The 15614-nt window shown below is 38.2% G+C and carries 15 protein-coding genes; 1 reads left to right on the top strand and 14 read right to left on the bottom strand.

Annotation, left to right across the window (positions count from 1 at the left end; translation table 11 throughout):
• Positions 1-125: 125 nt before the first annotated feature.
• The 12 genes from ON01_RS00490 to ltrA (ON01_RS00435) all read right to left on the bottom strand — a co-directional run bounded on the left by ON01_RS00490 (position 126) and on the right by ltrA (ON01_RS00435) (position 12442).
• On the bottom strand, positions 126-458 hold the full coding sequence (locus ON01_RS00490; RefSeq protein WP_010529054.1) for a hypothetical protein: 333 nt from the start codon (positions 456-458) through the stop codon (positions 126-128).
• Positions 459-873: 415 nt separating this feature from the next.
• Positions 874-1101: a DUF3953 domain-containing protein gene (locus tag ON01_RS00485; protein WP_010529053.1), complete on the bottom strand. Its 228-nt coding sequence runs from the start codon at positions 1099-1101 to the stop codon at positions 874-876.
• 109 nt (positions 1102-1210) lie between these two features.
• Positions 1211-1402 carry a hypothetical protein gene (locus tag ON01_RS00480; protein ID WP_010529052.1) on the bottom strand — a complete coding sequence of 64 codons (192 nt, stop codon included), beginning with the start codon at positions 1400-1402 and terminating at the stop codon, positions 1211-1213.
• Positions 1403-1583: 181 nt separating this feature from the next.
• Positions 1584-1862 carry a hypothetical protein gene (locus ON01_RS00475; RefSeq protein WP_010529051.1) on the bottom strand — a complete coding sequence of 93 codons (279 nt, stop codon included), beginning with the start codon at positions 1860-1862 and terminating at the stop codon, positions 1584-1586.
• 115 nt (positions 1863-1977) lie between these two features.
• Positions 1978-2481, bottom strand: a complete 504-nt coding sequence (locus ON01_RS00470; RefSeq protein ID WP_010529050.1) for a CBO0543 family protein — start codon at positions 2479-2481, stop codon at positions 1978-1980.
• Between the two features lie 198 nt (positions 2482-2679).
• Entirely contained in the window at positions 2680-4497 is a 1818-nt protein-coding gene (ltrA, locus tag ON01_RS00465) for a group II intron reverse transcriptase/maturase (protein ID WP_010529049.1), read from the bottom strand.
• Positions 4498-4944: 447 nt separating this feature from the next.
• Positions 4945-5724, bottom strand: a complete 780-nt coding sequence (gene istB / locus ON01_RS00460) for an IS21-like element helper ATPase IstB (protein ID WP_010529048.1) — start codon at positions 5722-5724, stop codon at positions 4945-4947.
• A complete protein-coding gene (gene istA, locus ON01_RS00455) occupies positions 5721-7304 on the bottom strand; it encodes an IS21 family transposase (protein WP_029328928.1) in 1584 nt (527 codons plus the stop codon). Before istA ends, istB begins: the two co-directional genes overlap by 4 nt.
• A 785-nt stretch (positions 7305-8089) precedes the next feature.
• Complete coding sequence (locus tag ON01_RS00450) at positions 8090-8302, bottom strand: YkvS family protein (protein WP_010529046.1); 213 nt, start codon at positions 8300-8302, stop codon at positions 8090-8092.
• A gap of 91 nt (positions 8303-8393) precedes the next feature.
• Positions 8394-9395 (bottom strand): DUF3231 family protein, encoded by a 1002-nt coding sequence (locus ON01_RS00445; RefSeq protein WP_010529045.1) that lies wholly within the window; start codon positions 9393-9395, stop codon positions 8394-8396.
• Between the two features lie 381 nt (positions 9396-9776).
• Entirely contained in the window at positions 9777-10055 is a 279-nt protein-coding gene (locus ON01_RS00440; RefSeq protein WP_083838329.1) for a PspC domain-containing protein, read from the bottom strand.
• Positions 10056-10678: 623 nt separating this feature from the next.
• Positions 10679-12442 (bottom strand): group II intron reverse transcriptase/maturase, encoded by a 1764-nt coding sequence (gene ltrA, locus ON01_RS00435; protein ID WP_010529043.1) that lies wholly within the window; start codon positions 12440-12442, stop codon positions 10679-10681.
• Between the two features lie 950 nt (positions 12443-13392).
• Here ltrA (ON01_RS00435) and arr point away from each other — a divergent pair.
• Positions 13393-13809 carry an NAD(+)--rifampin ADP-ribosyltransferase gene (gene arr / locus ON01_RS00430; protein ID WP_010529042.1) on the top strand — a complete coding sequence of 139 codons (417 nt, stop codon included), beginning with the start codon at positions 13393-13395 and terminating at the stop codon, positions 13807-13809.
• A 146-nt stretch (positions 13810-13955) separates the two neighbouring features.
• Here arr and ON01_RS00425 read toward each other — a convergent pair whose 3' ends face one another.
• Positions 13956-14963 (bottom strand): hypothetical protein, encoded by a 1008-nt coding sequence (locus ON01_RS00425; RefSeq protein ID WP_010529041.1) that lies wholly within the window; start codon positions 14961-14963, stop codon positions 13956-13958.
• A gap of 1 nt (position 14964) precedes the next feature.
• Positions 14965-15309, bottom strand: coding sequence for a PadR family transcriptional regulator (locus ON01_RS00420; RefSeq protein WP_010529040.1), 345 nt, complete (start codon positions 15307-15309; stop codon positions 14965-14967).
• Positions 15310-15614 lie beyond the last annotated feature (305 nt).

Here is a 15614-nt window from a genome sequence, read left to right as displayed (position 1 = left end):
TATGTTTCACTCCAATCTTATTCAATAATCTGGCCCTTATACGCAATACGGGCGCTGCTTTTTATTAAGGAATCGCGCCCGTTTCTGGAACAATCCCTTCTAATATTTAACTATAACTAAAACCTCTAATCTCCAAAAAAATGAATAAATAATCTAAAAACCCCCTCCCAAACTAAAGAAACTGCAAACATAAGAAATACTAAAAAAAATACTACAATTAATAAAAAGGCAAATCCCTCAAGAATAATACTGTCAGATTCATGCAAAAAATTACCTATGTACAAACCGATAAAAGATAAAGATACATATTTTAAACGACTGATTATATGAAATTTGTTGGGATTAGATAGGTCTAGTGATTCTTTCATTTTTAAAGAGTGACCAAATTTTTCAATTTCGTATTTTCTAATAATCAAATAACTAACAATACAAATAAGAACAAATAGAAAATTACCCAATCAAAAACGCCCCCTAAAAATATAGAAAAATAAATAATATTTTATCGCTTGCATATCCTCAGGTTCACACCCAAAAAGGTCATAGAGCCATTTTGGGTACAATATATAGTGTTTATAACAATAGATAAACTTCTGTATGTCGTGGTTTTTAAACTTTAAATTTTTAAAACCGCCCTTTTTGGGAATTAACCATCCTCAAAATCACTACCGAAATACCTAATATTTTTTAATAACAGTAAAGCCTCCCTGATAATTTAAGTACGATTTTCAAAATAAATAGGTTCAACCCTTAATCAATTTTCGTTTAGCTTAGTAACAATAATTCAAATCTCTGTATTTCCACAAAGATGATGTTAGCTGCAAAATGGCCCGATGAAGCAATATTGGGCGCAATCTTATTCCGCGAAAGCGCCCGTTAACTTAACAAGATAAAAATTCCTACAAACAAAATAAACCCGGTTGTAAAGAAAAGGAATATAGCTGTTCCCTTTCTTTTTTCATGTAGTTCATTTATTCCAAATGCCAAAAGCATCGCTCCCATGCACAATTGCATATAGGGCATAATTCCATATTCATCAGTTACTAAGGTATAAACTGATAAAGAAACTACTATAAATGCTAAAACAAATCCTATCTTTTTCATCGAACCTTAATCACTCCAGTTTTTTGCATATGACCCAAGCGACCGATAATAAATTCCAATTCCGGAATAGCGCTCAATTGATGAATACCATTCTAAAATAAATCAGCTTTCAAGATGTTTGAAAAACATCTTTGATTATTTGAATCGTACGTTTACTGCTAATTCCTACCGTAGCTACTCCAAGTAATCCAGCGATACCAATTATTACCCAAATGACTGATTCTGTTATTGAGGTTGAGGTCAAAATACCTGTGAAAAAGCCAATCATCACAAACACCAATAAAATCATTCGTAATATCACTTAACTTCCCCTTCCGAATACAGTATCGATATTTATACTTAAGCTTAACATATTAATATCAACATACATGTCTCATTTCCATAAGATAGGACGCCAACTCTTCATGCCGCGGAAGCACCCTCATATGCGATATCGGCGCGATTCTTTATTAGGGAAACGCGCCCGTTTACTTAACATTGGGCTATGCTTCTCTTTCAGGCTCTTCAGGCCATACATCGATAACTAAATATCCGACAATAGCAAATACAATAGAAACCCAGAAGGGGAAAAATTTTAGCAACCAAAACATCCCCATAATTATAGCAATGCCTAAAAATAATTGTTTCTCATCACGCTGCCAACGGTTCCGATTCAATAAAACATTTATAAAACCAATTGGTGGCGTAACCAAGCACATTGCAATCACCCATCCTTTTTTTAAATACCAAGGACGTTTTTCTGCAGAATTACTGGTTGTCATATGCTTCTATACCACCTTTCAATTACTTCGTTTTTTCAAAAATGGGCGCTGTTTCTCATTCCGCGAAAGCGCCCTTTAGCTGAACAATAAGCATTATTTGATTAGGTTCTGGTTATTAAGCAAAATTAAAAGGAACGTTGAAGTATAATATCAAGGAAACGATAATAAAAACGGATAAGATATATGCCCTGAATGGATAATACTGATGAATTGCTATGACGGAGAACATAACGATATCAAATAAAAAGGAATACCCAATTTCCCATCCATGCTGATATGAAATTCTCCCAAACACATATAAAATCAACTCGACAGAGATGTAAATTCCAGTCCAAAGTAAGATGTAAAACAGTCGATTAAACCACTTTTTAGGGAAATGGGATAGAAACAGAAAAACACTAACAGGCATGGTAATGAGAGCATAGACAATGACTGTCATTTCAATACCATATAGAAAATCAGCATGAAATTTCCATAAGGCATAGTCTTTTACAATATATTCATAAAGCAAACCACATGTAGCAATAAAAAACATACTTGCATGATATTCTCTCCAGTTTTTCCAATTCCCCCACTTTAAAGAAGCTAAAATAGTTAAAATGGCAATCGTGACGTGCATACTCATTATCCTTTCAAGGGGTTAATCCGATATGTACAAATACGGGCGCTGATCCTTATTCATACGAATAGGTAAGGGTTTGAAGTTATCGCTCCCTTTTCCCCTCGCCCACACCGCACGTGAGGCTTTCACCTCATACGGCGTTCCAACTAGTCCAATTCACTCAGTTCTATGTATTGTGAAATGAAGCTGTTTATCCTAATTTAAGATTAAGTCATTTTCGCATTGTTTCCGTAATTCATTTACCTTTTGAATTTGCTTTCTGTTAAGCTCCAAAATTTTGATTAGACTTTTGATTTTCTCATTGTCTTTTAAATGTACCAACCGGTGAACGGACTCATGTAGTATAATCAAATTTGAGTATGCGTCATCCTTTGTGTGCTGATACGGATTTTTATGATGACAGTGCCAATCATGTTTCTCCAGCTCTGTACCAGTTATGGCACATTTACCATATTGGGCAATAAACTTACTAATGCGATTGTCGTTATACTCAATCGTTCGATTTGGAATAAAGTTTTTCATGACATGAGCTAAAACATTTTTATCAATCTCTTTAAGCTTGTGATGTATTTTGTCGCGCCCTTTTACCGTATAATTACAGATATCTTGGGAAAAACATAGATTTGTTTTGTGCCTTTGGGCATGAATAGGGACAAATACCATATTCTTTATTTTGTAAAGTTTCGCTTTACAGCCTTTATAACGTTTTTGTAATGTTGCAGTCATGTCAGAAAATGTTGCTTCTTTTCTAAGATCCTTTAATCGATTATATTGCGTCTTGTTTAAATAGGAAGCCAACTCACTTAAGTTGTTCATGATTTCAGTTGCTGGTGCATAATAATTTTGAATCCCCATTACAACAGTGTTATAGTGCCATACTGTTTCATTGCATGGTTTTTTCTGAATTGCTTTTAAAGAATCCTTAATTTTAATGTGTGCGTTAGACTTAGCTTTTTCCGTCATATTCGATTGGGCAACATGCCCATACCTGGTTTTACCTTTTCTTTTTACTTTGAAAGAAAATCCAAGGAATTCTGACGAATTCTTCTTCAAGTTGACGACCTTTGATTTTTCCTCACTTGTCTCAAGGTGTAGTCTGGTTTTAAGGAAATCCTTAATGGCATAGTTCATTTTGATAGCTTGCGAGCGAGTGCGGCATAGTACCTTAAAATCATCTGCGTATCTAACGATGTAGCATTCTTTCAGCTTTGACTTTTTGAGTGCTTTTACTTTACTCCCATTATGTTTGTAATTATAGTTGCTTTGAAACGTTTCCCATTGATTACTGACCCACCAATCAAGCTCATTTAATACAATGTTTGAAAGCAGAGGTGAAAGGATGCCCCCTTGCGGAGTTCCTTTTGTCGGTACACCTTCTCCTTCAATCTCAGCTTTCAATAACTTGGATACAATGGAGATTAATGACTTATCTTTTATTCCTAATGTCCAGATTTGTTTCAGTAATTTACTATGGTCAACATTGTCGAAAAATCCTTTTATGTCTACATCTATACAGTGATAGAGACCTGTCATATTGATAAGTGACTCTAATCTCGCTTTAGCATGGTGAGTACTTCTGTTTGGTCTGAAGCCATAGCTATGCTTATGAAACTTTGCCTCACAAATAGGTTCTAATACTTGTAAGATACATTGCTGGGCAATTCTATCCCATATTGTCGGAATTCCCAATGGTCTTAATTTGCCATTACCTTTGTCAATAAACACCCGTCGAACACTTTCCGGCTTATATGATTGAAGCATACTTTGAACGTGTTCCATTACTTCTTCTATCGGCAAGTCTTTAATGTCATCAATCGTTAACTTGTTTGTCCCTGCTGTTTTACTCCCTTTATTTCTTTTGATGTTTCGATAAGCAAGACGTATATTATCATTGGAACTTATTAAATTCATTAATTCATAGAAATTTTGACCATCGACACTTTGAGCGTATAAGTTATCAAAACGATGTTGCATATCATAATACTCGTTGTGTCTCAGTTTCTTCCGTTTCAACAAGTCGGTGACTCCCTTCGGAGTTGAACCTCTATTAGTCTTACAAGAACCTTGTTAATCGATAAAGTACTGCCATACATGGTTGAGTGATTCTTCATTAGTCTAGTGGCTATCCCTCCATGTTGATTAGACATTTCATTGGTACTTTGCCACCACTTTCACCGATATAAAGATAAGTTATACAATAACTATTGTATTTGTCAACTCAAAATCCGGCCAAATGTTCATTTAATTTCCGACCAATTGTGAATAGTTCACATGTGTTTTTCACAAAAAATATCTTACATGTCAACACCGTCCAATAAGCTCTCTATCTATGAAATTTTCAAGGTACAGTTAATCTCATTGGCTTTATCGGCATCAATATCTGTGTATGAATAGCTGAGTCTTATTACACTAATCCCCCCTCTAAAGCCTGCTTGCTGCTTATGCAGGTAATATTCACGGTTAGCCACTACCCTGAGTTCCCAGCCATTCCTTGGTTTCTTTCATACGGTAAGAGCTCCCGTTCATATTAACAATATGGGCCTGATGGGTAAGCCGGTCAATCATCGCTGCTGTCATCACCTCATCCTGAAAAATCTCGCCCCAGCGTTCAAAAGATAAATTCGTTGTAATAATCGTCGACTTACGACCTGCCCGCAATGAAAGGTGGGTGAAGAGCTGTTCAGCCCCTTCTTTATCAAATGAAATATAGCCCATTTCATCGGCAATCACAAGGTCATATTTTTCAAACCGACTTTGAAAGTTTCGAAGGGTGTTCTCTGCCCGTGTTTCCTTGATTTGATTCACAAGGAGGGGGACACTCGTAAACCACACTTTGAATCCTTCCAAACAGGCCTTCATCCCCAAACCGATAGATAGATGCGTTTTCCCCGTCCCGGAATTTCCTGAAAAAATGACATTCCGTCCTTCACGGATGAAATCCAGGGATTTCAAGGTTTTAAGTTTCTTCTGAGCATCTTCTGGCAAGTCTGGAACCGAAAGGTCCTCCAAGTATTTTTTCTGACTAAATGCAGCCCGACGGACACGGTTGTATCGGGCGGATTCCCGGCGTGCATCACGCTCTTTCTGAAGAAGATGGGCCAGAAACGCTTCATAACCACTATCCTGCAGATTGGCTTCTGAAGCATGCTCCGCCACGTGTTTGCGTATCATCGGCAACTTTAGTTCTTTCGCATAATCTTCAACATCTGCGAGCCATTCCTTTTGGGTTTTGAGTGTCAATGAGCCACCTCCGTTGGTTGTGCTATTTGAAATAATTGATCATAATCTTTCATATGATTCCGAGCCTGTTCGTTAATCGTTTTTGTGGCCTGCGATGATGGTTTTGTATGGCCGGGGTTCTCCTTATGCTTGTCACACATCACTTTAATTTTATCAGTCGTCACATGTTGCGGATGGATAGCTTCGAGTCTGTCAATACTGGCTAAAACGTCATCGAGATTACCTTCATCCCGTAAGTAATGACATAATCCTATGAAATCACGTTCCTTACCTGTATAATAAGACTTGTAAATTTCTTTTATTTTTTGATCGGCCTGATGCAGGGCTAGACTGCCCGCCAATGCACCAGGCTTTTTTCTTAGTGTTTCTAAAATATGCGAGAGTTCCAGATTCCACCGATGGTGGCCGCTTAATCGCTCATGATCGGCTACACATGTTTCTTCATAAAAACAACGGATACGCTCGGCGTAAACTTTCACCATCACCATTTCCCCAACCAAATGATCCGGAACCGAATAACGGTTTTGATCGATGATCACGGTAGCGTATTTATCTACCCGGACATAATCAACACGAGCCCCGTCCCATTTGGGTGGTGCTGGCAAAAGATGTTCACGTTCCTGGTCCAGTCGCTGCCTGGGGGTTTGTCCTTCATATTGGCTAAAAGGTTTCTCGTTCAGTTTGTTTAGGCACACATCCTCCAGGTATTGATTGGCCTCTTCCAAACTATTAAACGTATCCTGAAAGGCAAATGCTTTGCGCCGGACGACATCCACACTCCTTTCCACATGGCCTTTTTCATTACCGCGGCGTATATTACAGAACCGGTATCCAAAACCATAATAAAGCATAAGTTGCATTAATCCCTCAGTCGGCTCTTTATCACCAGCCAAACGTTTGACGGCCACTTTCATGTTGTCATAGGTAATGGTCGTGTAAACACCATCTATATGGTCAAAGAAACGGGCATGTGCTTCTTGGAAGCACTCCGTGGTTTGTTTGGGAAATAAGCAGGCCCAACGGTAATTTCCATAAGCCGGTGTAAATACCGCCATTTGGAATGTATGCATCTGTCTGCCAATCGTCAGTTTGACTTCTCCCCAATCAAATTCGCAAACATCTCCAGGAAGGTACGTCTCTTTAATAAAAGCCTCTTTGGGCCTGCGTTCCAGCTGCCTCACGAATCGCCGAACGCTACTGTAACTAATATCCATCTTTTCATCTTCCAACGCCTCATACATGTCGATGATTGTTTTTTGTTGTTTAGCTTGTCCTTTGTGACGCTTTTCCCGGTTTTCCTGAAGGAATTCCTGAACCCGCTGTTTGATTTCAGGTGTTAACTTACGTTTAGCCCGGTTACCTGTTTTATAAGTGGGTTTCTCCGTCAAGGATTCAATCAGGGCCTCGACATGAACATGCTGGCCTCCCTCCATAAGACGACTACGTTTCTTTTCGTACTCCCTAACGTATTTACTGACGGTTTCCCGGTGGATACCGGTATCCCTCGCAATCTGCCGCATCGACCTCCCTTCGTGTGCATACAGAATTAATGCCTGGTATTTCTGGTTCATTGTGATCATCTCTCCTGCCCCCACTTGTATATTTTACAAGTGAGATTATCAATCTACTGGCCGGATTTTCAATGAACATAGTGGTCGATTTTTAAGTTACCATATACAAACTATTCTCATTATTGTTTTCCTTATCAACGCTTCATAAAGAGTAAGCCCTCCACGTTATCAGCTTACAACGTTGAATTATATCTATTATAGAATGAACTTAGGTGTTTCCTGTAAGCCTGTTAGCCGTTCATATGCCTGTAACATATCATGGATTTTCATATATCCGAATCTTACTCATCCACTGCTAACCTCACATTTGGTGATATACACAGTTTCTATGTATTGCGCGTTTAGACCCGTACCTTCAGAAGTTTGTCAGCGTAACCCTTTATTATAGGTTGTATTGCATTCTCACCATACTCGTTCAACTCAAGCGTCATGATTTACACCACCCCTGCGGGTAAGCTTTCGTCAGATAAACTGCACTGTTACGGTAAATTCTTACGCCTTTTCACCGAGCTTTTAACACTATCATTCTTACTAAATTCAGTGCTAATCGACTAAGAGAGAACCCTTCCAAACGTTACCTCTTCATTTGATTCTTCGATATAATCCTTCAATTCCATAGGGAATTGCCTAGACTTTACCAGAGAGATGTTAGCCATCCTCCATTTAAACTAAGAACGTTTCGCACCGGAAGTGCGCCCGTTCGTATTGCTTCATAGTTGGGTCAAGGTTTTTGAGTCATATATCCTAATGTCAGAGAAAAGCGCACTGGATTGAGTAATACGAAAAGTTTATTGCTAACCCCCATCAATTACCCTGTAATTTTTGTGGGAGACAACTACATTGGGGTAGCCGTGATTCAGCTTATCATAATCTTCCATCGCCGATATATCAACAACAATACTGTTCCTTGTATTTGATGGCAGAACTTTGCCTTTCACTAAAATACTATCCCGTTCAAACTCGATAATTTCTCCAGTCCTAGCTTTATTTCGATCTGGTTTAAACATTTTGATCCTCCTTTGGACGCCATTTAATTACGATCTTTTACCCGACTTTCTTATGTAGCATTTTCCTTAAAAAGGGGGATTCATTCTTTTATTATTGGGAACGTTGAACATCAGGAAACTGTGGTGGTTGCTCCAACCATTTATTTTTAATGGCCAAATCCGCACTACTTTTTGCATAACGTTGGGCACCTGTTATTAGCTTTCCATATAGAAAAATTAAGTCAGCTCTTTGGGATTGTCCCATCGCCATACCATAATCAGATATACCAATGCCTGCCAGAAATGCAACATGTCCCATCATCAACTTGTCTGAAAAAGGTGAAACAGTTGAGTCAGTCACTTCAAATTCTGGGAAAGAAGGCGGATCGAGGTTTTCCTTTTTTATCTTTTGGTTTAAAGATTCCCTTTGGTTGTCTGTAATATCTTTACCTTTTAGCATATGATCCCTAACCTCCTGGGAATCGGCAACCTGGCTAAATCCCAACAACAGGTAACCACCAATAGTATTCGTTATCGTGCTTTTATAAAGATGTCTAATTTCTACAGCGTTTAAGGGCCTATCATTTGTAAACAACCCGATGTTTAAGTAATATTTTGCGTCTTGAATAAAACTTGGATGTTCAGGATACGAAAAATATGGGGCATGGGAATACACACCCTTATCCAACATTAATTTTGTTGATTGATCCTGCAACTTAATTGTTTTCTGTAAGGCTTGTTCAAAAAAATTTAAAGTCCTTTGATCAGAAGAATAAGAATAATACGCTCCATAATTTCTTAATCCATAGTTCGCCATATGCTTGACGTAAATCAAACAAAAAGTGTCCGAAAATAATCGGGGCACACCTGCATTCACATCCTCTTCAGTAAACCCTTGAGGGATGGGGTGTCCCTCACTTATAAAAATTTCTTCTAGGGATTGCAGATGTTGAACACTGAGATCAAGTGCATACTCTATTATTTGTCTCATCTGCTTATCCACCATTTTTTCAGTAAAGTGTTGAAGGACACGCTGTGATAAACTCGCACTCATATAAGTCGACCAAAGAGAACCAATTTCTATAGATGTTAACTTATTCTTATTACTCTCCATTTTATTCACTCCAAACTTCCATTTACAGTTATCTTTTTACCTCTTTCTGTAAAATATTCATCCATTATTCGCAAGCTAGTGTTTCATTGTGGAGCGCAGACTTTTATTTTATTCTCGCGCCTTTTGCTTAATACCAATTATTCTAAAACAGGTAATCCTGTTCAATTATTTTCACCAAAATGAAGACACCTACCTAAAAAAGTAATAGAAAGTACCAAAATCCCATCCTACTACCACCTTTCTTAAAATTATGTGTTACTAAACAATCTGGCCCAATTCAAAGGACGCACTATTCTATTAGCGCGCCCGTTCGGTAGAATAAATTTAGCCGTTACTCAACATATAAATCAGTAATCAATGCGGTGATGAAGTCTTGACCCATCAAGTAATATTACTGAAATTTTTAGTCTCCTTACTTTTTAATAACCAAACTAAAATTATATAGATCCAAAGAAAAACTGGCTGAAATAAAATAAAAACCACTCGCACGAAAATAGAAGACATTTTAAGAGACTCAGCTAGTCCCCCACACACACCAGTGAATACTATATCTGTTGACGATCTCCTTAATTCACCTTTTTTTCTCACCGTAATAATCGACAGCAAAATCCCTGAAACAAGAGAGATTATAGTTAACAAAAAAAGTAATTGAAAAACCATATCACCTAGGTTTGCTTTACTTACCGTTGTCAATAAATAAATAATAATTCCTTTTCATATCTTAATTTTCAAATATAGTAAAACTGTAACATAATTTACTTAACAAGCTAGCCCTTATGTGCGGTATTGGCGCTATTCCTTATTAAAGAAAAGCGCCCCGATTGGCGAAGTAAGCAAAGCCAACTTTATCTTTTTTCGTTATTAATTTGTTTTATATCAAAAACTCCTACCGTTCCGAGGATAAGTACGCCCATTCCAAAAACACCTGTAAGTATCCAATGTTCTCCCCAGCTAATAATTAAACTCAATAAACAAACAACCGCAATCGATAAGTGCTGTATTTTTCTACCCATTTATCTATTTTAGGGAGGTTTTCTTTACTCAAAACAATTCAACTCCTTAACTAAGAGTTATTCCTCATAATGGCCGTTTCTAAAATACAGGGCTCAGTTTCTTGTCCCAGAATTGTCAGCAATAGGTAAGCCTTTGAAGTTATCTCCAGCTTTTCCCCTGCTCCACACAGAGCGTGCAGGTTTCCCCGCACTCCGCGTTCCATCTACCAAAATTACTCGATTATAAGTTCCTCGTTACTTCATATTTGAGATTTTCACACGGATTCAAGCTTACACTTTTCGCGGAATCGATATTCCGCTAGTAAGTTGAAATTTCCTTTTGAGTTCATCAATCATCTCTTTATCCATAGTATGAATCAATCGATGCACGTCTTCATGGATAATGCGAAGGTTATTAAATTGATCACTTCCTCCAAAATTTAGCGGCAGGTAGTGATGACAATGGACATCTGAAGCAGGTAGCTCCATACCTGTAATTTCGCATTTACCCATTTTCATGCTGTACCGGCTGATTCGATTATCCAAATATTCAACGCTTCGGTTCGGAAGTGTTGATTTCATCAACTCACCAACTTCCCGTTGGATATCCGGGCGCAACTTTTTGTGTATTTTATCCCTGCCTTCTTTGGTAAAAGGAGTCATTTCCGGACTGAATCCCATGGTGTTAACCGTTTTAACATCCGCTAGCGGGAATAAATATACACCAGCGATTTGAAATGTTTTAAAGCTACTGTGATACAGCTTTTTATAAGTTGGCGGTGGATTAGCCGGACGACCGTATTTACCTACTGGTCTGAGATGATTATATATGAACGCTCTTAAGTCATAGGCAAGACGTGAGAACTCCAGATTGACCTTAGTAGCCCTTTTGAAATAATAATGTATTCCCAGAACAAAACTGTTAAAACGCAAAGCATTAAGAGCCGAAGGCGACGACCTGATTCTGCGAATCAGCTTCCGTGCTTCTTCCTTGATTTTACGCTTTTTATCCGGTTTAATACCGGTACGTGCGACTCGCTTTTTACGCTTTTTATTGGCACGAATAGTGAAGCCTAGAAATTCGGATTCCCGTTTCCGAAGATTCACGATTTGTGATTTTTCCGGCGATATATCCAATTTCAAACGGTCTTTAAGGTAAAGCCTTACAGCGTGGTACCATTTCTGAGCTGTTTTGCCGTCCTTACAAAGTATTTTAAAATCGTCCGCGTAGCGGACGAGATATCCTTCTTTTAGGTTCGTTCGTTTCTTGGCATGCCTTGCAGAATCATCTGAGCTATATGGATTAGTAAGAGGAAACGTCTCCCATTGTCCAGCAACCCATTGGTCAAGGTCATTGAGCACTATGTTTGCCAATAACGTTGATAATAATCCGCCCTGGGGTACGCCCCCTGTAGGTATGCCTTCCCCATCAATTTCAGCTTTCAGCATTTTGTCAATGCAGGCTAATACCTTCCGGTCTTGAATCCCCATGTTCCACAGTTGCTTTATAAGCAGCGTATGGTTAATATGGTCAAAGAAACTTTTAATATCAACGTCAACCACAAAGTGAAAGTGGGATAGATTAATAAGTTGTTGAATTCTTGCCATCGCATGGTGCGTCGAGCGGAGAGGCCTAAATCCATAACTATGCTTATAGAATCTGGCTTCCGCGATTGGTTCAAGTACCTGTTTAAAACTTTGTTGGATAATGCGGTCTAGGATACAAGGAATACCTAGAGGTCTCCACTTTCCATTGCCTTTATCTACCCATTTCCGTCTGACTTTCTTTGGGCGATAATTTTCTAATTGCCTTCGAATTTCCATTACTAGTTTTGTTTCAGGCCACTTTTTCATGTCATGGATAGTATTCCCATCGGTTCCAGGTGTTTTGGAACCCTTATTCGATTTAATGGTACGATAAGCTAGTAAAATATTTTCTCTTGATGTGATAATGCCGTAAAGATGAGAAAAGGGTTGTTGTTTTAAGCTTTTATCGTACAAGTCTGAAAATGTCTCCGTCATTTCGTAGTAATCCCAATATCGTAAAGCTTGCACTGTGGCACCTCTCCTTTCGGAGTGATGTTCCCACGTTCTTACCCGACCGGTGCAATACACGAATGGAAAATAATCTTTCAATTTCGCTAGACTTGGGGCTATTCCTCCACTCCCATTACAGGAGGTTCATCAGTCATGCCCCTACCCTCAAAAGGATAAATACCTTTCGGCACAAGCCTTATAGTAACCGTTTAGGGTGACAGCCCCTGTTACAACGTTCCTAGTTTTCCAAGTCCCTTACAACCTAGCTTTCCTTTCTGAACTTAGGTGTTCCCCTGTAAGCCTGTGAGCTGGATACCGCCTTTGTTCGGCATAGCGTGTTTCAGAGGGCGCATTTTTACTCCACACCACTCACGTCATCGTTAGATGACCTATAAGATTTCCTTATAGTCAATCTTTAGACCCGTATGTTCAGTTGTTCGTCAGTTTCATTCCGCTGAAACCATTCTCACCTTATCCAGTTTTTCAGCCATGCGGCATATCCGTCAGCATACCTTCTCCTTGGGAGTGGCTCCAGCCTTCGTTCTGCCGAATCTACCTGTACTTCAGACCCCATAACCTGTCAGTTATGACGCATGCAGGAGTATTGATGGGATGGTTTCGGGAAACATGGTTCCGTCATTCCCATCCTCGGTTGTAACGTTTAGATAATAATCTTGTATAATCTACTGCCTTTCACGTTTGAACACGTTTATAGCAGAACTTGTCGACCGGCGCCCGATTGCTTAATATCACTTTTTAAATACAAAACCATATGTCAGTCCATAAAAACTTCAGCAACGAAAAATGTTGACTGCCAATTAAAAACTAATAATTGGTAATTATCGTTCGGTATTATGCCCTCTACTTCCATTGTACTATTATTCATAAATTATTTATAGACTACTCTTTCTAAAATTCGCATACTATACTGTTATATACAAATCTAAAAATATGAGAGGTGTATAAGTATGAATGACAAAAAAGATGTCTTAGATAATGGTCCTTTTTTTCATGGTACTAAAGCAGAACTAAAAATTGGAGATTTATTAGAACCACAACACTTATCAAATTACCAAGACAAAAAATCCAACTATGTATATTTTACTGCAACATTAGATGCTGCTAAATGGGGGGCTGAATTAGCAACATCTAAATCAAAAGAAAGAATTTATATTATAGAACCATTAGGTGATTTTGAAAATGATCCAAAAGTAACTGACAAAAGATTTCCCGGAAATCCAACACGTTCTTATAGGTCTAAATCTCCTTTGAAAATAATAGCTGAATTAGGTTCATGGGAAAGACATTCCGACGAAGAAATAAATCATATGCTTACATCTTTAAAAAAGTTACGTGAACAAGGTAAAGCTGTAATATACGATTAATCCTTAAAATCATGACTTAAAAACCCAAAAATCAAGCCCCTCAATCCTTGAGGGGCAACTTTCAACAAACTGGTCCTAATGCAATATTGACACTATTTCTTATTAAATACAGTTAAGAAGTTATACTACCGTAGTTGAAGATGTTTTTATTTTGCTTTACGGACCTTCATAAATCCGGCAACAATATCCCAAACTAAGCCAAACATAAGGAAAATCAGTATCCAAAATGTACTCTGTTCCCAAATGATCCGAACAGTCTCAAAATCATCGCTTCCTCCATTTACAAAACCATGTTGTACGAGCTCATTCATGAAATATGGATTCCAAAACTGAACACTTGTAATCATGAACAAAATCAATGCAATCGATATCAGATTAACAATTGCCGTGAAACCGACTAACGAAAAAGTCCACTTTTCATACATGAATTTCAAACATTCCTTCACAATACCAAACCCAAAAACAATCAGAATCAACAGTAGAAACAATCCGTATGATTCTTCATTTAAAAATGGCACAATACCGGAAAACTCTCCATCTTGAAAGATCCAAATGCCAAAATAATCATTTGAAAATGCCAGAATTACCATAATCAGCACATAAAATATAATCCCTGCAATGGGTTCACTTCGTTTAATTTGCCGCTTCGGGTCAGGAACCGCTGCCAGGCTTGATGGCTTCCACCCTTTATCTAAGTGGATATGTTCCAATTTTCCTGCACCGAAATATTCCACCAGGGCAAAACCCAATGTCGTCCAGCCAATAACCGTTGGAATAATTGTGACGAAAGAAACAATGAAGTTGACAAAGTAATCCAGAATATTCATTGGATTTAAAATGACTTGAATCACGAAAATTATCGTAAATACTGAAACAGCCGAGATCAAACCTATCTTTAAAACCAACATATACAAATCATACAGCTCTGGACCAATAACATATTTTTTACCGCCTCTATATTTCCGTGCCAGAGTCCTTGGATGTCCAAGTTCCAGTAATACTCCCTCTACATCTTCCTCAGTAATTTCCCTGCCCTGAACTCGCTCTTCCAGCATATCTTCTATCAAACCGCTAAGTTCATCCGCTACATCTTTTCTTTGTGCTTCCGGAAGCCTCTTAGTAACCGCATATACATACCGGCCAATCATTTCCATCTTATTCCCCTCTTTCCCTCATTAAATGATTCATACTTTCGACAATGCTTTGCCACTCCTTTCGTAATAAATCGAATACTTCTTTTCCAGTTTGACTCAACACATAATATTTCCTTGGCCGTGTCTCATTCGTATCCCATTTGCTCTCCAACACCCCTTGCTTTTCCAGCCTTCTCAAGAGAGGATACAATGTTCCAGGCTCTACCTGAACGCCCTTCTCTTTTAATGTTGTTACCAGAGAGTATCCATACTGAGGTTCGTAAAGCTGGCTTAACGCGCCAATTGTAATGGTTCCTCGTCTTAGTTCCTGCATTAATTTGTCTATGTGTTCATGTGCATCGCTCATATAACCATCTCCTGAAGTCATTATAGTGTATGACATACACTATTGTAAAGAACAAATTATTTTATTAAATAACCAACCTAAAAATTACCTCAACACTTGTTTCGTTAATCCATTCATAACCGGCGTTTAGTGGCTGGACACATTTAAAAAAACCTAAGCAAATGCTTAGGTTTCAAAGAATAGCTTGTCATAAGTGGTGATTCCGTCGTTATTTCTTTCCAAATATGATCAAATTAAAAGTAAGGCTCAACCCCTGTTGTTCCAATAATTGCGCCTTATTGCTTAATACCGATTATTTCAAAAAC

Origin of the sequence: Lentibacillus jeotgali (genome assembly GCF_000224785.1) — a bacterium.
In the GTDB taxonomy this organism is placed as follows: domain Bacteria; phylum Bacillota; class Bacilli; order Bacillales; family Amphibacillaceae; genus Lentibacillus; species Lentibacillus jeotgali.
This window is presented reverse-complemented; position numbering and strand designations above follow the sequence as displayed.